The following is a 21394-nucleotide window of genomic DNA, read 5'->3' on the forward strand; positions in this document are numbered from 1 at the left end:
TAGCAATGCCGCAAGCTCCATTGAATGATAATGAGGAGATCTTTCATCAGCTTCAAAATCCTGTGTTTTTAATGGATTTGAGACAACAGATGGTGAAATTTGCAGTTTTACAGCTTTCTTCATTTCAACAAGCAGAAGATGTGGTTCAGGAAGCTTTAGTGAGTGCGTTTCAACATCTTGATTCATTTACAGGGAAAGCGGCTTTTAAAACGTGGGTTTTTGCAATTTTAAAAAATAAGGTTGTTGATCTGATTCGGCAAAAATCTCGTTTGGTGTGTATGAGTGAATTGTTTAAGGATGCAGAAAGTGAGTTAAGTATCGATGAATTATTTGATGCTTCTGGTCATTGGTATAAATATGAAGCACCTCAAGCATGGCAAAGTCCAGAAGAAATGATGGAACAGCAAGATTTCTGGAATATTTTTGATGCCTGTTTAAACCACTTGCCTGCTAAATATGCACAAGTCTTTATGCTACGAGAAATGATTGAATTAAGTTCTGATGAGATTTGTGAAAAACTAGAACTCACAGTTTCTCATTTGAATGTATTGATGTATCGAAGTCGAACACGATTAAGAGAATGTTTGGAAAATAAATGGCTACTTAAGGAAGATTGTTCATGTTAACTTGCCGACAAGCAACACAATTACTTTCTGAAAAACAGGATAGACCGCTCTTATTGAGAGAGCAGAGCAATCTACAGCTGCATTTGTTGGTTTGTCGTTCATGTCGTCGGTATGGAAAACAGATTAAAACACTTAGTCAGCTTTCTAAAGCGTTTAAAAATTTTGATGGCTGAAAGGCATTTATATTTAAGTTAAATATTGATATGGATTTGATTGACGAAACTAAATTAGAGGATTGTCATTAAACAATCGTACAATAATCCAGTCTATAAATATTTTGCTTGACTGAAACAAGGGCTTTTGACCGCGTTGATGGCACCAATTTTAAAAATATAAATTCCAAAATAGAAAAATTGTTCATTTCATTTTTATACCCTTTTGGTTTATTTTTCGTGTTTCATAAATTTGCTTTAATTCAATTAGAATTTTATTTGATTGATGTGTATAAATGTTGAGCACACTTGCCTAATATACTTTTCGGTTTTATATTAAACCTACAGTAGGTCGTGAAGACGCTACGAAGTAGTTGGACGGATCAATGACAGCTCGTTGAGTTTGCAACCTTAGGGTTGGACAAGAAATCAGCACTAGCCTTCCAACATAAAAGCCCGCAGAAATGCGGGCTTTCTTATTATAGAAGAAAATATTTTTTCAATTAAAATGCTCTGTGGATGTGCTAGATCGCTGAGGTTATATTGAGCTATTTTTTCATTTTTTATTTGAAAATATCCGAAGTTGATATTATGTCTCTGTTTATAAAACATTACATTGCCAAGAAATCTAACAACTCTAGACCATGTTTATATAAGAACTTGTGTTATAAAAAGGTCCATTAAGTAAAATAAGATGAGAAAAGCATATGACTGAAGTAATTGAATTAAAAGTGAAAGATCAATTTAGCAACACTCATGAAGCACTAGCATTACTTCGAGATATTCCTGAACATGCTGAAGCCAGTAATCTGTCCATTTTTCAAAGGATTGAACATATTGTGGTGAATGGCGAAACGATTCAACCGAGTATTGAATTACTCTTCGAGAGTCGGCATTCGGACAGTATTTATCGTGTTATTGAATAAATAATTTTGATTAAATATGCGGTTTTCCCGAATGAAAGCATTAAGTTTAAAAAAACCACTTAATAAACTGCACCTCGAAAGTTGGGCGCTTTTAGTCTCATTTGAAGGGTGTATTTTATTCACCATATGTCCATAATAAACAAAAGTATCAGTAATAAAAAAGCCTACCGAAGTAAGCCTAAAATTAAAACTTATACTAAGCTTACTTCTACATCGTATTTATTAAATTCTTGAATCAAACTTTGAATGACTTGTTTGCCGACTTTATCATGACAGCTTAATAATTTATCTTTGCCGTCTAGACTGCTATAACATTCAATTTGTTGAATTAACCAACGATTATCAAGCGCTGTTTGATGAATAATAATTCGACTGGGTTGTAAGTTATCACTTAATTGACGGGGCAAGACACTGGTAATAGCCAGTTGGATATTCGTCACTTCATCTGGAGCGTTGATAAAAGTAATCACCCAATTGCCTAATTTTTTTAAGTACATTGGATTGTCGGCTGGATGAAAGTCTAAATATAGAGCACTCATATTCATTTCCCCATTAAATACTGAATATATGTAATTTTTGGAGACTATTCACCATTGAACAAAGGTCTTGGTATGATCAATGACATGACTTAAGGGCTATTAAATATCTGAATCATAAAGTAAACAGCCTTGTTTTTTAAAAATAAAATAAAACTATAAGATGATTAATTAGAGCTTAAATGACTGATAAAACACAAAAATACTCTTAATGTTTACGAAATATTGAGCTTTTGTAGCGAAAAATTGATTTGTTTTAAGCATTGATTTAGCCAGTGCGGCTGAATGCGACTTTCTTGTAATTCTGTGATCCATTGCATTTGGCACAATTTTAAACTGCGTAAATCGTGGCTGTTTAGAATGCGATTCATCAATTGTTTGCCCATTAAACCGCAGTTTTGTTGTAGCAGTTGAGCCATCAAGTGTTTTACTTCCTCAAAGCTTAATTCTTCTAAAGTCACAGCTATTTCATGTTGGGGTTCTGTCGCCGTAGAGTCGGTATGAGCAGCTTCTGAAATAAGTGGTGTAATCGCAGTTGTGGTGATGGGTTCAGCTAACTTCTCTTGAATAGAATTCGTTGTTTGCAGGGGATGGTTGGTTTTAATTTCAGTATCGAGCAATGTTGTCGGTTCTGGCGTTTCAATAGGGTGCTGAATTGAAGGAGCAATTAATCCCATGTCTATTAATTGTGACAGAACTTCTGGCGGTGCAATCCGATGCTTAAATTGTTCATCGAGGAGGTCAAAATCATCTGTACCGATAAGCAGTAACAGTCTACGCTGGCGAGCATTTAGATTCATTGAACGCTGTTTTAAACTTTCAATGCCCAAATCAGTTTTGTAATATTGAGACATGCCTTAATTTACTCCCCGCAATAAATTAAGGCAGATTGTATGAGTTGATCATGACAATATTATGTAAAAAATATTACAAATCAAAAGATTATAAAGTTACGATCTTGGCATTTTCTATTGCCTTACGTAAGTAAGGGTCTAGATCTTCCTGACGAAGTAACCACTGCATATAGTCTGCGGGTAAATCAGCAATGGCTGTACCACGGTGTTTACCAAAATTAATGGTTCGTGGAATACGTGCATCTTCAGATGCGGTATACAGTTCTTCAATGGTTTGAATTTTTAAATGATGTATTTCATGCATTAAAATATTGGCTGTTAAAATAATATCCATATCGGCACGGTGCGCTTTTTTAATCATGTCGCGGGCTTTTGCACTGCCTTTGGTAATCATATAAATGAGTGCAGAAATATTATGTGCCTCGGCATCTGGCCAAACTAAACGTGCAAGGGCAAGTGTGCAAATGGCTTTAATTTTTGATATATCTACGCCACATTTTTCAAGTGCACGAATATCGTAATCAATATTGTGACCAATAATATAGGTTGTTTCCTGTGGAAGGCTAAAGCTCGTATAGTGGGGTTGATCGACCAACTCGGATTCTAAAATATGGTGTACAGCCATTGCTGCATAGGAAATCGGTTCATCGACACGATAGAGCTGATCGAAAATTTGGCTTTTATCTAGCGTAAGTTTGCCGTCATGGATTTGAATCGGCGCATAAGCAATCTCAATGGGCTGTCCATTTAAAGTATGGGTTTCTGTATCGAGAATAATTGCTTGCATGACCTAGTCCATAACCGTAGCGAAATTTTAAATAAATTTAACACTTTCAAATGCCTTGGTACAAACTGAAAACATCAACTTTGGGCTATTCCTGATTATTTCTGCCTAAAGGTGATGTTTAAATGGTCTTGTTTTAATTTATTAATCGAAATGAGAGTATTTTATAGATATAAAAACCAATTTTATGACTTATTTATTTCATGCCTTAGATTTTATTTATAGTCTTCTAATTACGATCTGGAATCATAAAAATTTGTATTTTTAAACAAGCTATTGGTAATGTCTGCAATTTTTTCAGATGTAGTGTGTGAGTAATAAAGGTGTATATCTTGTGGGGCTGTACTCTTTATGGATCTTTCAAAAGTAGGATCATTGTTTATGCCAAATTAATGAAACGATACGGGGTAAACAATGCGGTGTTTATTTCAAAAGATACAATATTCTAACATTTTGAGGTGCTTAGCTTTTCTATTAAAAAATATTTTATTGAATTGATATTATTGGGTATTTGTAATATTAAGAAATAATAATTTAAAAAATCAACACCTTAGTACTATTGTGTTTTACCTTGTTTTAAAATAATGTATTTAGTCTGAAATTGAAAAATAAAAGTAATTATTTTATTTAAATCATCACAACAAAAAACGTATAAGGAAGTGCAAACATGAAAAAAACATTGCTTACAGTGTTAATGAGTAGTTCAGCCATACTTTTAACCGCATGTGGAAGTGGGGATGACGATTGGAGTTTTTCAGGTGGTGAGCAAATTCCTGTCAATAATATTCAAAATCCAGTTGTAAATGTTACAGCTTATACTAAGGATGGTATGCCTGCAATTGCTGCTGACAGTCAGCTGATGACATATAAAATGCTAGGTGTCGATAATAAAGAGGTCACAGCAACGGCTTTGGTATTTGTTCCGAGAACTACGCAACCTGTAAATGGTTGGCCGATTGTGGTTTGGGCACATGGTACAACGGGCGTTGCAGATAAATGTGCACCTAGTCAGCAGGGCTTAAATGACTCTCAAATTCTGCTGAAACAACTATTAGTAGAAGGTTATGTGGTAGTTGCTCCAGATTATGAGGGATTGGGAGCAGAAGGTAATCATCCATTTCTCAATTTAAAAAGTGAAGCTTTTTCCATTACTGATGCTGTAGTAGCAACGCGCGACTACCTAAGTCGTCAAGGTAAGAAAGCTGCTCCACAATGGATGGCAGTTGGTCATTCACAGGGAGGTCATGCTGCATTGGGTGCAGCACAATATGCTGCTAGAGCGCAGCTAGACTACAAGGGAACAATTGCAATTGCACCTGCATCAAATCTTGCTGCAATATTGAAGGGTAGTGAAGAGGCTGTGAAAGATAAGCCTGCAAATATACAGATACCAGTTCTGGCACCTTTAGATACATTTACTGCTTTAATTGTTGCTGGAATGCAAGGACATCAGATTTCGGTCAGTTATGCTGACGTTTTTAAAGCAGATACTGCAAAAATTGCACCTCTTGCAGAAACAGAGTGTTCAGGTCCTGTTGGTGCTGCCTTGGGTGAAGGAATGTCAGATTATGCATCATTACCTGAGCATCCGAACTCATTAGTTGGTTACGGACGAAATCAAGATAATTTTATGTCTATACCTGTCATTAATAATTTCTTATTCAAAGACTCACAACCTGGTACAGTGAAGCTAAATCAGCCTGTTATTATTTATCAAGGTGAAAAAGATGCGACTGTACCAAAAGCAGCAACTGATTTACTGAGAGCAAGTGCTGAAGCTAAAGGTACGAAAATTACATATGTACCAAATGAAAACTGGGACCATAATACTGTATATATAGCAAATATAAGTGCTTTTGTGGCAGATGTGAAAACTCTAATGCCAACTCAGTAATTAGCTTTAACTTAAAAAGCTCATGTTTTGTCTTTACATGAGCTTTTTTATTTAAAACTGAGTAAAGTTCATTCTCGAAATTTATAAACTTCATGCTACAATACGCGCCAATCTTAGCACGGCTTAAAAGCCCTAATTTATAGGACCTCGCTAATGTTTGCCAATATCTCAATTGCTGAATTTGACCCAGAAATCGCGCAAGCAATCACACAGGAAGATGCTCGCCAAGAAGCGCACATCGAACTGATTGCTTCTGAAAACTATTGCTCTCCAGCAGTGATGGAAGCGCAAGGTTCAAAACTTACAAACAAATATGCAGAAGGCTACCCAGGCAAACGCTACTATGGCGGTTGTGAATATGTAGACATAATCGAACAATTGGCAATTGACCGTGCTAAAGAGCTTTTCGGTGCAGATTATGCAAACGTTCAGCCACATGCTGGCTCACAAGCTAACTCAGCTGTTTACTTGGCGCTACTTAACCCAGGCGATACCGTTTTAGGTATGAGCTTGGCTCACGGTGGTCACTTGACTCATGGTGCAAAAGTTAGCTTCTCTGGTAAAACATATAATGCGATTCAGTACGGTTTAAACACCGAAACTGGTGAAATCGATTATGAAGAAGTTGAGCGTTTAGCACTAGAACACAAGCCACGTATGATCGTTGCTGGTTTCTCTGCTTATAGCCAAATTGTTGACTGGCAACGTTTCCGTGACATCGCGGACAAAGTTGGCGCTTACCTATTTGTAGATATGGCTCACGTTGCTGGTTTAGTTGCTGCGGGTGTTTACCCAAGCCCAGTACAAATTGCTGACGTAACAACAACGACTACGCATAAAACACTTCGTGGTCCGCGTTCTGGTTTAATCCTTGCGAAAGCAAATGAAGAAATCGAGAAAAAATTACAATCAGCAGTATTCCCTGGTAACCAAGGTGGCCCATTGGTTCACGCGGTTGCAGCGAAAGCAATTTGCTTTAAAGAAGCAATGACACCTGAATACAAAGAATATCAAAAACAAGTTGTGGTAAATGCTAAAGCAATGGCTGAAGTATTAATCGCACGTGGTTACGATATTGTGTCTGGTGGTACTGAAAACCATTTATTTTTATTGTCACTCATTAAACAAGATGTGACTGGTAAAGAAGCAGATGCATGGTTAGGTGCTGCTCACATCACTGTGAACAAAAATGCCGTACCAAATGACCCACGTTCTCCGTTCGTGACTTCAGGTATCCGTATTGGTACTCCAGCTGTAACCACTCGTGGTTTCGGTGAAGCAGAAGTTCGTGATTTGGCAGGTTGGATCGCTGATATCTTAGATGCGAAAGGCGACGAAGCTGTAATTAACGCGACTAGAGCGAAAGTTGAACTTGTTTGTGCTAAATTTCCAGTTTATGCAAAATAAGTAACGACTTGAGAAAGCCCCCTCAAGGGGGCTTTTTTTATAGATGTTTAAAAGTCATATTTTTCAAATCATATATTTCTGCTATAACAGAATAATACTTCATAAAAGATATAAATCATTTTGCTGTTGCTGTAATGACATCTTTCTTTCAAAGGAATCAGGTAAATGGCTAAACCAACAATTATTATTTCACAACAAGATCTTCAGCGTTTAGAAACCATGCTTGAGCATCAATCTAAACTTACTCCGACCATGCAACATCTTGAAGATGAACTTGCACGTGCGGATATTGTTGCTCCACAAGATGTCCCGGAAAATGTAGTGACCATGAATGCTCGTGTGCGTATTACCATTGCACCAGCGAGTGAGTCTACAGAAATTACTTTGGTCTATCCACATGATTTTCGCGGTGATAAAGGTCAAGTGAATGTCCTTGCTCCAGTCGGTGCAGCCATTCTTGGGTTGGCTGAAGGGCAAGAAATTGAATGGCCACAACCCGATGGTCATTTAATGAAAGTGAAGATTGAAAAAGTGCTGTATCAGCCAGAGCGAGCAGGCGATTATTTATAAGCCTAAATGTATAAAATGTTGTGGAGAAGACACAGCATTTTTATATTGAAGTCATATTTTTTAGTCGAAATAAATATTATTTTTATAAATATTCATCATATAAAACTGATGCAGTAAGAATTAGAAAAGAGTGTTTTTAAATAATAAAAAAGGCAAAGTAAAAACTTTGCCTTTTTTTGATCTGTACCGATCTTAGTGGTGATGACCACCAGCGCCGTGTACGTGACCGTGTTCTAATTCTTCAGTAGAAGCTTCACGAATTTCAACGATTTCAACTTCAAAAGTTAAATCTTGACCAGCAAGTGGGAAGTTAGCATCAACAAGAATGTTGTCACCTTCAATTGCTTTAACAGTAACGATTTGAACACCGTCATCTGTTTGAGCTTGGAATTGCATACCCGCTTGGATATTGTCTACGCCTTGGAACATTTGCGCAGGAACTTCTTGTACTAGGTCTGGGTTGTATTCGCCATAACCTTCAGCAGCAGGAACGTTTACAGTGAATTTTTCACCAACAGTTTTGCCTAATAAAGCATTTTCTAAACCAGGGATGATGTTACCTGCACCGTGCAAATATGCAAGTGGCTCACCTTGTGATTGGTCGAGAGTTTCGCCCTCTGCGTTAGTCAACGTGTAGTGGAAAGAAACCACGAGGTCATTTGCAATAGCAGTCATGTCATTGATCCATTCAATTTTTTAAGGGTACATCATAAAGTGAAAAGCAATTTTTGTAGACTATATTTATCAAAAAATTGCATTTTCCGCGTTTTTATGGCGTTTTTTTAATAATAGGGACGGTTTTTAAAATTTCAATGCAATTTTGCCTTCGAAATGATTTTTCTTGTGACAAAAATTTTAGCTATGTCAGTAAAGCTTATTTATTCTCAAGCTATGTACCATTTTGCAGACAAAAAAGAAGATGACATCAATCAGTCATCTTCCAGTTATTACTTGTTAAAATTGCTATGCCGATTGCATAAAGTCAAGAAATTGAACTTCACTGTCCTAAAGGATAGATTTTGAGTTCTACTTCATTGTTGGAAAACAAACTAAAAAGTTGTTTAAACCAAATTGCAATTTTTTGGAAAAAATTAGCTTCTTCAATCTGCACATCATTTTCAATGGCAATCGTTCGAATCAATTGGTTATTTTGATACACCTGTACCGTGGCCAATTGCATGACTTTAGCCAAGGGAGCGGTAAGTAGTTTTTCGTTGATTTCAACATTTAAGTGGGTTTTTGTTTCTTGTAAGGGTTCTATGGTTTGAATCGTACCATTGCCTGTATTCAACATAATGCGCTGATTGGTTGTGTCATAGGTTTTTAAATCAATCGCAAAAGGTTGGTCATATAAAGATGTGGTGATGATTTGCGGTTTGCTGGTTTCTAATTTAAACATTTTTAATGTGGATTTGATCACAGGTAATTCTGCAATCAGTTGTTTGTCTTTAATCGCAACTTCATTACGCGTATAGGTATATCCCATGTTCATGAGGTTATAGGCAACTTCGGCACGCTTTGCCGCACTAGCTGCACCCAAGACAATGACCACTAAACGACGTTCAGGCGTATCTGGGTTCATCGTTGGGCGGTTTGCAGTTAGGGCGAGATTATAACCCGCGGCTTTAGTGAAGCCTGTTTTTAAGCCATCTACCGTTGGATCAAGTTTTAATAACCTATTGGTTGCATGGTGAAAGCGATTATTATAAGAAAAGCTTTGTTGTTTTGAGTAATTTAAATAATCGGGCGTTTGTGTCACAAGGGCTTGCCCTAAAAGTGCCAAATCTGCTGCGGTTGAATAATGCTCAGGCATGCTAATGCCTGCTGGGTTTTGGAAGTGAGTATCTTTCATTCCCAAAGCTTGGGCTTCTTTATTCATCCGTGCAATAAATTTTGGCACATCTCCAGCAATGCGTTCTGCCAAAGTCACAGCAGCATCATTGGCAGACATCACCACTAAGCCAGCAAGAAGTTGATCGACTGAAATCTGCTCACCTTGTTTCAGGTACATCTGTGATTCATCCCACATCACCATGTTAACCACAGGTGTTGCAGTTAAGACCTCATCTTTACGCAAATGACCTGCCTGAAGTTCTTTTAATGTGATGTAAGCCACCATCATTTTAGTCAGCGAGGCTGGAGCACGTTGAACATGACTATTATGTTCAGCAATAACTTGCCCTGATTGAGTATCAATAACAGTCCAAGCTTGCGCTTCAACGCTTTCTGGGACTAGATTAAGTAATGTGGCGTTGACTATTGTGGAGCACAATAAACCAAGTGATGCGATGAGGTAGATAACAGCTTTCAATGATGTTCCTTTATTTGCCAATCCGTTGACTTTAAAATGCAAAAAATCTTGCGAATGCTATGCCTTTTTTTACTGAATGGCTAGTCAGAATTGTAGACAATTGCGACAGTTCAGCATTGCTTTGTAAAAAAATGCTAAGCTCATTGATAAGTTACCTTTTTCATATTTTGAATCGCCTATTATGTTGCATTATCAAATCGAATTTGACGATTATCGTCAGCATTTAATTCATGTCACTTTACGTTTTGTTGCCATCCCAACACAGGTGCTTTCGTTACCGACTTGGATTCCCGGAAGTTATCTGATTCGTGAATTTTCCAAGCATATTGAGTCTGTCAAAGCCTATGATGAAGATGGGCGTATGCTGCAAATTAGTAAATTTGAAAAAAATAAATGGCGTTTATTTAATACCGATTTTGAACTGATTACAGTGGAATACGATGTTTACGCGTATGACCTGTCGGTACGTGGTGCTTATGTTGACCAGAACCGTTTATATGTGAATCCAGCATGTGCATGTTTGGGGCTTGAAGGTCAGGAAGAAAACCAAGTCGAGGTTGAAGTTTTCCTTCCAGATGAGCTGAAACACTTCCAATTGGCGACAGGCTTAGCGCATAAAAGTTTGGTTAAAGGTCGTCATACCTTAAAAGCCAAAAACTATGCACAGCTCATTGATAGTCCATTTGAGTTGGCAGATCAAACACGTTTTAGTTTTACGGCGAATGGCATTCCACATGAGTTTGTGGTTTCAGGCAAACACGCTATGAACGCACAACGTATGCAGCAAGATATTGAAAAAATCTGTAGCACAGAAATTGCAATGTTTGGTTCTGCACCATTTGAAAATTACACCTTTATGACTATGGCGACGGGTAATAGTTATGGTGGTTTGGAACATCCAAATAGCACCAGTCTCATTACGCCACGTGATGACCTGCCTAAAGCGGATGAACCGATTGAGCCATCTAAAGATTATCAACGTTTCTTAGGTTTATGCAGCCATGAATATTTTCACTCATGGTTGGTGAAATTTATTCGCCCTGAAAACTTTGTAAATTACGATCTCAACAAAGAAGGCTATACCTCTTTATTGTGGATTTTTGAAGGTTTTACTTCGTACTATGATGATTTGATTTTGCTGCGCAGTGGTGTGGTGAATAAAGCATCTTATATTGAGTTATTAAAAACACAGATTGATCGTTATTTACAAAATCCCGGTCGAGCTGTTCAAACTGTTTCCGAGTCCAGTTTTGATGCATGGGTGAAATTCTACCGTCAGGATGAAAATTCAAATAATGCAGGAACCAGCTACTACAACAAAGGTTGTTTGGTCGCATTGTGTCTAGATCTGGGCTTGCGCTTACGTGGTTCAAGTTTAGATGCCTTAATGCGTAAGCTGTATGAAAATGCACAAAATGGCATTCAAGTCAGTGAGCGGACTATTTTTGATTTATGTAAAGCGCTGACAGGTCAAGATTGGGCAGAGCAGATTAATCACCTGATTAACACGACAGATGAATTGCCGCTTGATCAGTTGTTCCCTGAATTTGGTCTAAGTTATACATTGAAGAATGATAAAGCTTTGCCATTTGGGTTAAAAGTTGCTGATAAACCTGAAGGTGTACTGGTTCAAAGTGCGCGACGTGATGGTGTTGCAGCTAAAGCCGGTCTTTCTGCCAATGATGTGATTATTGCTATTGATGGTCTAAAAGCCTCTGAAAAACTGCTTGAGCAATATGCAAAACAGAAAGCTACTTTCACTGTGTATGCATTCCGCCGTGATGAGTTGATGCAGTTTGAACTTTCGGGCGGTGCAATTGACTTAACCACAGTTGAATTAAAAGTTGAAGATCAAGCGAAAGCAGAGAAGTGGCTTAAAGCTTAATTTGCTAGTTTTATTAAAATGATTTAAAAACCGATGCTTATGCATCGGTTTTTTATTAGAAGTAGATTTGAAAATTTATAAAGATAAATTAGGCGCAGAAAGAGATTTAGATGCCTTACAAAAAGATGATTTTTATGTACCTGATTCAAAGTACTTCAAGGCATGTCAATAATAAGCTATCGGTCAAGGGTGAGGCATAAGCATGATCGGAAGAATTCATCCTGAATACTTTATTGGTTTAAATATGTTGAAATTGAAGATTCTTGGATTCGCACGCGATGTCATATTGATGATTTCTGCTCGAAAGTCTTTAACATTGGTGCAAGATAATGGTGAGGAGAGCATAGCTTAACATGACCGCTTTTTCGGCTGATCAGGCAGGAAATTTGCATCGTATTCCCTGATAGGTAATTTATTTCCATGATACCCAACATGTCCCAAGAAATTGGTTTGTAAATTGGTAAATTGGTCTGGTGAAATTTTAATCAATTTTACAAGGTGTTAATTATATAAGATATTGATAAATATGTATATAATTGTATTTAGGCCCTAAATCATCGCTTGGCTAAGCAGATGTGTTGATACAGCCATAGAGACCGTCAGGGACTGTCCTTATTCGAAAAAAGAAGAAATTTCAAGTAGAATATCCGCATTGGTGAACAACACTGATGCGTATAAATTATCAGCCAAACAGCAATATGAAAAGATATTGCTTTGACTGAGGTGCAATCAGCACAAATACTTTAAATATTTTATTTAAGCAAATCGGTTCGCAGGGCTGAGTCAAAAGCTTAGTCCTAACAAACTCAATCCAAAGCAAGGGGCTAAATATGGCTGGTGGAAAGTCAACAATCATTTATACATTGACCGATGAGGCGCCACTGTTGGCGACCTACTCACTGCTGCCGATCATTGAGACCTTTACTAAACCGGCTGGCATCGAGATCGTTAAAAGCGATATCTCCGTAGCCGTACGTGTACTCGCAGAATTTACGGACTTCCTAAGCGACGAACAGAAAGTGCCTGACACTCTCGCAGAGCTAGGTCGTCTCACGCAAGATCCAGATACGAACATTATCAAACTCCCGAATATCAGTGCCTCTGTTGGTCAATTGATGGCGTGTATTAAGGAGCTTCAGTCTAAAGGCTATGCTATTCCTGATTATCCGGAAAACCCAGCTACTGAAGAAGAAAAAGCGATCAAAGCACGTTATAGCAAATGTCTAGGTTCGGCTGTGAACCCTGTACTGCGTGAAGGTAACTCTGACCGCCGCGCTCCTGCTGCAGTCAAGAACTACGTTAAGAAACACCCGCATTCAATGAGCGAGTGGAAGCAATGGTCACAGACTCATGTATCACACATGGAAGAAGGCGACTTCTACCACGGTGAAAAGTCAATGACACTTGACCGTGCGCGCAATGTGAAGATGGAACTCATCACAAAGAGTGGTGAAACGGTTGTTCTTAAGCCGAAAGTTGCGTTGAAAGACGGTGAAATCATCGACTCGATGTTCATGAGCAAAAAAGCACTTTGCGATTTCTACGAGAAGCAACTTGAAGATTGCCGCGAAGCGGGCATCTTGTTCTCGTTACACGTGAAAGCGACCATGATGAAAGTTTCACATCCGATCGTATTCGGTCACTGTGTGAAAATCTATTATAAAGAAGCATTTGAGAAGCACGGTAAGTTATTTGACGAGTTGGGTATTAACGTTAATAACGGTATGTCGGGTCTTTACGAAAAAATCGCAACTTTGCCTACTTCTCTTCGTGAAGAAATCATTGAAGATCTTCATGCATGTCAGGAACATCGTCCTGCGTTAGCAATGGTCGATTCTGCGAAAGGTATTACCAACTTCCATTCACCAAACGACGTGATTGTAGATGCTTCTATGCCTGCAATGATTCGTGGTGGCGGTAAAATGTGGGGCGCTGACGGCAAGCAATATGACTGTAAAGCAGTGATGCCTGAATCGACTTTCGCACGTATCTACCAAGAAATGATTAATTTCTGTAAGTGGAATGGCAACTTCGATCCGAAAACCATGGGTACTGTACCTAACGTTGGTTTAATGGCGCAAAAAGCTGAAGAATACGGCTCACACGACAAAACTTTCGAGATTGCTGAAGCGGGTATCGCGAATATCACTGATCTTGAAACTGGCGAAGTGTTGATGACTCAAAACGTTGAGGAAGGCGACATCTGGCGTATGTGTCAGGTGAAAGATGCCCCGATTCGTGACTGGGTGAAACTTGCGGTAAATCGCGCACGTAACTCTGGCATGCCTGCAATCTTCTGGCTTGACCCGTACCGTCCACATGAAAATGAATTAATCAAGAAAGTAGAAAAATACTTGAAAGATTACGATACAACAGGTCTAGACATTCAAATCATGTCACAAGTGCGTGCGATGCGTTACACACTTGAGCGTGTAGCACGTGGTCTTGATACGATTTCAGTAACAGGTAACATCTTGCGTGACTACCTAACTGACTTGTTCCCAATCATGGAATTGGGTACGTCTGCGAAAATGTTGTCTATCGTTCCGTTAATGGCCGGTGGTGGCATGTACGAAACGGGTGCGGGTGGTTCAGCGCCTAAACACGTTCAACAGTTAGTGGAAGAAAATCATTTACGTTGGGATTCACTTGGTGAGTTCATGGCGCTTGCTGTTTCTCTAGAAGAAATGGGCATTAAAGAAGACAATGCTGGTGCGAAATTGCTTGCGAAAACGCTTGACCAAGCAACAGGCAAGTTACTTGATAACGATAAGTCACCTTCTCGTCGTACGGGTGAGCTTGATAACCGTGGTAGTCACTTCTATTTAGCTAAGTATTGGGCTGAAGAGCTTGCTGCGCAGGATGAAGATGCTGCGCTTAAAGCGAAGTTTGCTCCACTTGCGAAAGCATTGGCTGAAAACGAAGACAAAATTGTGGCTGAACTTGCTTCCGTTCAAGGTAAGTCTGTTGACATCGGTGGTTACTATGCCGTTGATCAAGAGAAAGTGAATGCTGTAATGCGTCCAAGTGCAACTTTAAACGCAGCACTTGTAAGCGTTTAAGTATGATCATGCAAAGCCGACGATTTAGTCGGTGATGTAAAAAAGCCGGTGTATATGCACCGGCTTTTTTGTCTGTAAATTATACGTAATGAAATACATCTAAAAAAATTAAAGAATTTAGTAGGGAGTCATAAACAAGTTTGTATGTATATTTTCTCAAATTAATAGAGCGATTAGGTTTAAAACAACATCGTTTTATTGGGATGACCTAACTTATAATTAATTTTATGTAAAACATTAGCTTAGGTTTTATTGTTTTGAATATCTATTAGACTGTAAGTAATTGATCAGTGTTTAATATTTATCAAGTAAGGTACGTTATATGGATAGTGATGTAGAGAGTCAATTAAAAGAACTGATTCTTGATGATGATTTTACAAATTTACAAAATTTAGTAAATGAAGAAGTAAATTTAATGGATATTCTCAGAGTATCGCATAGAGAGCTTCAACATTCTAATTTTTTGTCTTGGTTGTTTGATCCTAATGCAACGCATAGTTTAGGTGACTTTGCCTTTAAAGAATTCATAAAAATTTATTTTAAAGAAAATGAATTTCAAAATTTAGGTGTTGATAATGGATTATCTGTTTTTGATTTTATCCATTTTGAGTTTGATGATCTGATCATAAAGAGAGAATTTAAAAATATAGACCTATTGTTTTTGTCCCCGAAAAATAAGTTTTTTTTGTTAATAGAAAACAAAATTTATTCAGGAGAGAGAGCGGGGCAATTGAAAAAGTATAGAAATATAGTTAATGAGTTATATGCAGGATATAATTATCAAATATATATTTACTTGTCCCTTAAGGATCAAATAATTAATGAAGAAGAAGCTAAATATTACGTCCAATTAAATTACTCACATATTATTAAGCTTCTTGAGCGGATACTTCTAAATCCACAATTAAATCTTGCTGATAAAACTAAATTTGTATTTGAACAATATTTGCGGACATTAAAATCCATGTTAAATCAAAATAAAGAAATTGAAGAAATCACGAAGAGTCTTTATAGAAAATACAGATCAGCATTTGATCTTGTTTTTAAATATAATGCTTCAACTGAAACTACTGAAATAGGAGAGATTTTAAATGAATTAATTAAGAGTGAGTCAATAATAAAGGATTTCCACAGTAATAAAACTTATCTTAGGTTTCAGCCAAATTTTTTATATGAGAATTCGGAAAAACTAATACAAAATGGATTGTTAACTTCATTAGATGATTTAAAAGATAATTGGGTTTATCTATTTGAATTTAATGTAAGAAATAGTTTTGTTAAATTCGATTTAAAAATTGGTAGAGGTGATCAGAAAATAAGAGAAAAACTTTACAATATTTATTCAAAAAATAAAAATTTTTTTCAGAGAATGGGGAAGAAAGAAATTGCACCTGAATGGCATTTATCATTTCAAAAAATGATTTTAACACAAGATGAGATTTTGAGTTTTATGGAAAGTGGCGATACTGAAAATGTGAGAGAAATTATCACCGCTCGTTTTCGTAATCTCATCGATAATGATTTGGCAAAATATCTACAAATTATAAATGAAGAAATTTCGTAACACTTATTAGCTTTTTATGTGGTTACAAGGACGCATATGCGTCCTTGTAACTAGAAACTTTTAACGACCATTACGTCCACGACCACGAGGCGCTTTCGTATTTGGGCGCGTCGTACCATTGGTTTTACGACGTGGTTTATCTGCATCATCCATTTGCCAAATACGTGTTGTACCGCCGCCCGCTTTTTTCTTGCCTTTAAAAGGCGCTTCGCCACGTTCTTCACGTGCTTTATCTTTAGCCACCGAGAAATGTTGTTTCTTGGTTGTGGTCTTTTTCGCAAAAGAACGACCTTCATACGGTTTGTCCGCAGGAACATCTTTAAAGTCAGGGTAAAGTAAAGGTTCAATTTCGACTTGCTCACCCGGTTGTAAGCCCAGTTTTACAATATTAATTGTACCAATTTGAGTACGAATTAAGCGTAAAGTTGGGAAGCCTACAGCAGAGGTCATACGACGTACTTGACGGTTACGACCTTCGCAAATTGAAATTTCGACCCAAGAGGTTGGAACAGATGCACGAAAACGAACTGGTGGGGTGCGTTCCCATAACCAATCTGGCTCGTCAATTTTTTGAGCTGTCGCTGGCAGGGTGATACCGTCTTTAAGTTCAACACCTTTACGAAGTTGCTCTAAAGCTTCCTCCGTAATGTCGCCGTCAACCTGAACCACATACGTTTTAAACTTTTTGCTGGCTGGGTTTGTAATGAACTGGTTCAAACCACCATGATCCGTTAAGAACATTAAGCCTTCTGAGTCTAAATCAAGACGACCTGCAATACGCAAGTCAGGATCTTGAGTAAAATCAGCCATGGTTTGATGTTTCTCATCGGCACGGAACTGGGAGAGAACGTCATAAGGTTTATTAAGAATGACGATTTTCATAGAAAATAACTACTTTGCTAATGATTAAATTTGGAAACGTTGAGTATTATTTAATCGAGAAATATTGTTATTTCTCATATAAATCTCAAAAATACTGAATCTAGATTAGGATATTATGCGTTAAGAACAGTTGAAAGTATTGCTTATTGGCAATTATTTTTTAGATTCGCCAGCGACAAACGGAGAAGTTGTACAATGGGTTATCAAAAGATTGCAGTTCCTGTGGATGGTAGCAAAATTACCGTAAACGCAGATTTGTCACTCAATGTTCCGAATAATCCAATCATTCCTTTTATTGAAGGTGATGGTATAGGTGTGGATATTACACCAGCGATGAAAGCGGTGGTAGATGCTGCGGTTCAAAAAGCTTATGGTGGCAAACGTTCAATCGAATGGATGGAAGTTTATTGCGGCGAAAAAGCAGACAAAATCTATGGTACTTACATGCCAGAAGAAACTTTTGATGCACTGCGTGAATTTGTTGTTTCTATTAAAGGCCCATTAACGACTCCAGTAGGTGGCGGTATTCGTTCACTTAACGTGGCTTTACGTCAAGAACTAGATCTTTACGTTTGTGTACGTCCAGTTCGTTGGTTTGAAGGTGTTCCTTCACCCGTTCATCATCCTGAACTGACTGATATGGTGATCTTCCGTGAAAACTCTGAAGACATCTATGCCGGTATCGAGTGGAAAGCTGACTCTCCTGAAGCTAAAAAAGTGATCAAATTTCTTAAAGAAGAAATGGGCGTGACTAAAATTCGTTTCGAAGAGAACTGTGGTATTGGTATCAAACCCGTATCTAAAGAAGGTACTCAGCGTCTTGTACGTAAAGCAATTCAATTTGCGATTGATAATGATAAGCCAAGTGTGACTTTAGTTCACAAAGGCAACATTATGAAGTACACCGAAGGTGCATTTAAAGAATGGGGCTACGAAGTCGCACTTGAGCGTTTCGGTGGTGAACTTCTTGACGGTGGTCCATGGGTCACGATTAAGAATCCTAAAACTGGCAAAAAAATCATTATTAAAGACGTGATTGCCGATGCATTTTTGCAGCAAATTTTGATGCGTCCAGCTGATTATTCTGTCATTGCGACACTTAATTTGAACGGTGACTATATTTCGGATGCGCTTGCAGCTGAAGTCGGTGGTATTGGTATCGCGCCTGGTGCAAATATCGGTGGTGCGATCCAAGTTTATGAAGCAACTCACGGTACTGCGCCTAAATATGCGGGTCAGGATAAAGTAAATCCTGGGTCTATTATTCTTTCTGCTGAAATGATGCTTCGTGACATGGGGTGGGCTGAAGCTGCCGATCTGATTATCAAAGGTATTGCTGGTGCGATTACTGCGAAAACGGTAACGTATGACTTCGAGCGTTTAATGCCTGATGCGACTTTGTTACGTTGTTCAGAGTTTGGTCAAGCAATCATTAATAACATGGAATAAGCATATATAGTTTAATTCAACTGATGAAAGCCCGTATTTATTGCGGGTTTTTTATAAGCGTGAAGTTAGTGATTTAGAAAAAATGATGATACTTTAGTCGCTATAATTAAAGGGGATAATAATGAACTACAATTGGGCGATCTTTATATTGTTAGGAATGCCATTCTTAACACAGGCCGGTACTGTTTATAAATGTAATAACAAAGGTGCAACGGTATATCAGTCTAAGCCATGTCCTGGCGCAACAGTAGATGCTAATTTTCAGCGTGAGCAACGCATACAAAATCAATCAAATTCCGCTTATCAGCAACGGACAACAAATGGAACTTCCAACGAAATTGCGGAAACAGCAGAAGGGAAAAAGAAAAGTTTAGCAATTGCCCAAGAGGCATACCGTATAACAAAAGAGCGCTAAAATAGATCAAACTTTATTTGGTTTACTAAAAGGGAAATATCATTTGGTGACAACTAAAGCGAGAAGTATTGAAGGCTATTTGGCAGGTATTTATGCCTCATTATGTGCCTATCAGCTTTGTCACCAAAATAAGCCAACGATCAAAATTAGCGAAAGTTTTAAAGCTTCTATTCAATTTGAGAGTATTGAATAAAGAGTAGGATTACAGAAAATACCTATTAAGAATTGTATTTGATAAATAAGATTAAACAGTGTTCATTTAAAATAATAGCTGCAAATAAATGATATTTAAAAAGTTAAAAATATTTTGTTTATCCATCTTTGTTCTAGGGATAACTATTTTATTGACAGGTTGTAAGCCACCACCTTCAGGTGAAGCCGCAGGTATTCGTTATCCAATTTTATTTATACAGTTGCAGCAAATGGAGTTACCTATACAGCTTGCAATGCCTGTTGAAAAGATTAAGCCTCGGCAAATACAAGATACTTGGGGTACAGCACGGAGTGGCGGTAGAAAACATGAAGGGATTGATATTTTTGCTAAGCGAGGAACACCTGTTCTAAGTGCAACACAAGGGATTGTAGTTCGTGTAGGCATTGATGATTTAGGCGGGAAAGTGGTTTGGATTGTTGGCCCAAATTTAAGCCGTCATTATTATGCACATTTGAATGATTATGCTGATCAGATTCAAGAGGGTGATTGGGTTGAAGTGGGTGAGGTGATTGGTTATGTGGGAAATACAGGCAATGCTAAAAGTACCCCACCACACTTGCACTATGGAATTTATTTAAATGGACAAGGAGCAGTCAACCCTTATCCATATTTAACACCATCTTCTTAAAGATTAAAAATTGCTACACTTGTTCCGTTGTTTGGTATTTAGTTGAGCGTGTATGCCAAACCAATTGCAAAGTACCTAGCAGCAAGACAAATGAAGCCAAGATGAACTGTTGATGATAGGTCACGCCAAAATGTTGCAGGGCACTAAAACTTAAACCACCGACAAGCTGTGTAGATGCAAAACACAGTGTTGCAATACTCCAGAGCTTTTTATAAGCAGCACCATAAAGTTGTAAAATGGTGTAAGAGGTCAGAAAAACCACCGCAGGATTAAGCATTCCTGTAAAAAATGAAGACGTAAAAGTCAGAATAGGACTTGTACTTGCAGTGGCAATAAAAATAGCGATGATATATAGACTATAAAGAATTTTCAGTGCAGTAAAATTACCAAATTTTCTTGCTAATAAATAAGCGGAGAAAGCACCTAAAGCACTGCCTAGACCATAGAGAATCCAATTGAAGTTAATCCAAAAGAGATTAAGTTTTAATTCATGACTCAGGTAGTCAATCCAAAACAGTGAGTGTGGAATATAAGCAAAGGCACTACTTGAATAGGCAATCAGTAAACTATAGAACAGCGTATTTAATGATATGTTTGTAGATGCTGGTGCAGTTTGTGCAGATAAATGATGTTTAAACTGTTGCAGTAAAATACTTAGACAAATACAAATGATCAGTGCAAAACCACATAGAATAAGCCATGCTGTTTGTGTCGAAATTTGATCTAAATAAGGCAGGAAAAGTGTTGCTAGTAAAACACCAAGTCCAATGCCGCTAAAACCGATAAAATTGATTTTAAAGCGATCTTGGATGTCACAGCATTGTGCCACTACGCTAGGTGATAAGATCATCAATAGACCACCACTTATTCCAGAAATGATGCGCCAAAAAATGTACCAAGCTTTTGGCAAGTCTGAAAATGCACAACAGAATAAACTCAGCATACCAACAATGGCCGCCATTTGAATGTACAACGCCATGATTTTATTCTGAGGTAAACGCATGGCCAAAAAAGCACCGAGCAAATAACCGAGTAAATTCGCACTGCCTAAAATACTGGAAAATCCGCTCGTCCAAGCAAATGCTTCGCGAGTCGTGGGTAATAAGGCAGTATAAGAAAAGCGTAAAATACCTATTCCTAAGCACATGCTGAGGCATAAAAAAATGCTGAGCTTAATCTTGTTTGAGGACATCCTGTGTTCTCACCTATACTTATTATTGATTAATAACAATAAA

The 21394-nt window shown here is 37.8% G+C and carries 19 protein-coding genes and 1 pseudogene; 13 read left to right on the plus strand and 7 right to left on the minus strand.

Annotated features, from left to right (window positions below; translation table 11 throughout):
• The first annotated feature begins 5 nt into the window (after positions 1–5).
• The 3 genes from F994_RS15615 (at position 6) to F994_RS15625 (ending at position 1704) form a co-directional block, all read left to right on the plus strand.
• On the plus strand, positions 6–626 hold the full coding sequence (locus F994_RS15615) for an RNA polymerase factor sigma-70 (protein ID WP_004651568.1): 621 nt from the start codon (positions 6–8) through the stop codon (positions 624–626).
• Positions 620–799, plus strand: a complete 180-nt coding sequence (locus tag F994_RS15620; protein WP_004651569.1) for a zf-HC2 domain-containing protein — start codon at positions 620–622, stop codon at positions 797–799. The genes F994_RS15615 and F994_RS15620 overlap by 7 nt, the downstream gene beginning before the upstream one ends.
• A 686-nt stretch (positions 800–1485) precedes the next feature.
• Entirely contained in the window at positions 1486–1704 is a 219-nt protein-coding gene (locus F994_RS15625; RefSeq protein WP_004651570.1) for a hypothetical protein, read from the plus strand.
• 191 nt (positions 1705–1895) lie between these two features.
• Here the strand turns inward: F994_RS15625 and F994_RS15630 are convergent, their stop codons facing one another.
• From F994_RS15630 to F994_RS15640, 3 genes are all read right to left on the minus strand, one after another.
• Complete coding sequence (locus tag F994_RS15630) at positions 1896–2243, minus strand: hypothetical protein (protein WP_004651571.1); 348 nt, start codon at positions 2241–2243, stop codon at positions 1896–1898.
• A 212-nt stretch (positions 2244–2455) separates the two neighbouring features.
• Positions 2456–3094, minus strand: a complete 639-nt coding sequence (locus tag F994_RS15635; RefSeq protein WP_004651572.1) for a hypothetical protein — start codon at positions 3092–3094, stop codon at positions 2456–2458.
• Positions 3095–3182: 88 nt separating this feature from the next.
• Positions 3183–3881: a putative quorum-sensing-regulated virulence factor gene (locus F994_RS15640; protein ID WP_004651573.1), complete on the minus strand. Its 699-nt coding sequence runs from the start codon at positions 3879–3881 to the stop codon at positions 3183–3185.
• Positions 3882–4545: 664 nt separating this feature from the next.
• On the opposite strand from F994_RS15640, the gene F994_RS15645 reads away from it, so the two are divergent.
• The 3 genes from F994_RS15645 (at position 4546) to rnk (ending at position 7749) form a co-directional block, all read left to right on the plus strand.
• Positions 4546–5772 carry an alpha/beta hydrolase gene (locus F994_RS15645; protein WP_004651574.1) on the plus strand — a complete coding sequence of 409 codons (1227 nt, stop codon included), beginning with the start codon at positions 4546–4548 and terminating at the stop codon, positions 5770–5772.
• A gap of 153 nt (positions 5773–5925) precedes the next feature.
• Positions 5926–7179 carry a serine hydroxymethyltransferase gene (gene glyA, locus F994_RS15650; protein ID WP_004651575.1) on the plus strand — a complete coding sequence of 418 codons (1254 nt, stop codon included), beginning with the start codon at positions 5926–5928 and terminating at the stop codon, positions 7177–7179.
• Between the two features lie 165 nt (positions 7180–7344).
• Positions 7345–7749 (plus strand): nucleoside diphosphate kinase regulator, encoded by a 405-nt coding sequence (rnk, locus tag F994_RS15655; RefSeq protein ID WP_004651577.1) that lies wholly within the window; start codon positions 7345–7347, stop codon positions 7747–7749.
• A gap of 192 nt (positions 7750–7941) precedes the next feature.
• Here rnk and slyD read toward each other — a convergent pair whose 3' ends face one another.
• The gene (gene slyD, locus F994_RS15660) at positions 7942–8424 is read right to left on the minus strand and encodes a peptidylprolyl isomerase (RefSeq protein ID WP_004651578.1); all 483 of its coding nucleotides are present in this window, start codon (positions 8422–8424) and stop codon (positions 7942–7944) included.
• A 322-nt stretch (positions 8425–8746) separates the two neighbouring features.
• Complete coding sequence (locus F994_RS15665) at positions 8747–10060, minus strand: D-alanyl-D-alanine carboxypeptidase PBP6B (protein WP_004651579.1); 1314 nt, start codon at positions 10058–10060, stop codon at positions 8747–8749.
• A gap of 181 nt (positions 10061–10241) precedes the next feature.
• Between F994_RS15665 and F994_RS15670 the strand changes: the two genes are divergently transcribed.
• From F994_RS15670 to F994_RS15680, 3 genes are all read left to right on the plus strand, one after another.
• Positions 10242–11945, plus strand: a complete 1704-nt coding sequence (locus F994_RS15670) for a M61 family metallopeptidase (protein WP_004651580.1) — start codon at positions 10242–10244, stop codon at positions 11943–11945.
• An 830-nt stretch (positions 11946–12775) separates the two neighbouring features.
• Positions 12776–15007: an NADP-dependent isocitrate dehydrogenase gene (locus F994_RS15675; protein WP_004651583.1), complete on the plus strand. Its 2232-nt coding sequence runs from the start codon at positions 12776–12778 to the stop codon at positions 15005–15007.
• Between the two features lie 322 nt (positions 15008–15329).
• Entirely contained in the window at positions 15330–16571 is a 1242-nt protein-coding gene (locus F994_RS15680) for a PDDEXK-like family protein (RefSeq protein ID WP_004651584.1), read from the plus strand.
• Between the two features lie 60 nt (positions 16572–16631).
• Here the strand turns inward: F994_RS15680 and F994_RS15685 are convergent, their stop codons facing one another.
• Positions 16632–17453 (minus strand): rRNA large subunit pseudouridine synthase E, encoded by an 822-nt coding sequence (locus tag F994_RS15685; RefSeq protein ID WP_004651585.1) that lies wholly within the window; start codon positions 17451–17453, stop codon positions 16632–16634.
• 195 nt (positions 17454–17648) lie between these two features.
• Between F994_RS15685 and icd the strand changes: the two genes are divergently transcribed.
• The 4 genes and pseudogenes from icd to F994_RS15700 all read left to right on the plus strand — a co-directional run bounded on the left by icd (position 17649) and on the right by F994_RS15700 (position 20159).
• Positions 17649–18902 (plus strand): NADP-dependent isocitrate dehydrogenase, encoded by a 1254-nt coding sequence (gene icd / locus F994_RS15690; RefSeq protein ID WP_004651586.1) that lies wholly within the window; start codon positions 17649–17651, stop codon positions 18900–18902.
• Between the two features lie 121 nt (positions 18903–19023).
• Positions 19024–19317: a hypothetical protein gene (locus tag F994_RS15695; protein ID WP_004651587.1), complete on the plus strand. Its 294-nt coding sequence runs from the start codon at positions 19024–19026 to the stop codon at positions 19315–19317.
• A 7-nt stretch (positions 19318–19324) separates the two neighbouring features.
• Positions 19325–19510, plus strand: a pseudogene (locus F994_RS17310) (hypothetical protein); the annotation flags it as partial.
• Positions 19511–19598: 88 nt separating this feature from the next.
• The gene (locus F994_RS15700) at positions 19599–20159 is read left to right on the plus strand and encodes a M23 family metallopeptidase (protein ID WP_004651588.1); all 561 of its coding nucleotides are present in this window, start codon (positions 19599–19601) and stop codon (positions 20157–20159) included.
• A 13-nt stretch (positions 20160–20172) separates the two neighbouring features.
• Here F994_RS15700 and F994_RS15705 read toward each other — a convergent pair whose 3' ends face one another.
• Positions 20173–21351 (minus strand): YbfB/YjiJ family MFS transporter, encoded by a 1179-nt coding sequence (locus F994_RS15705; protein WP_004651589.1) that lies wholly within the window; start codon positions 21349–21351, stop codon positions 20173–20175.
• Positions 21352–21394: the final 43 nt, after the last annotated feature.

Source organism: Acinetobacter bohemicus ANC 3994, from assembly GCF_000367925.1.
Taxonomy (GTDB): Bacteria; Pseudomonadota; Gammaproteobacteria; order Pseudomonadales; family Moraxellaceae; genus Acinetobacter; species Acinetobacter bohemicus.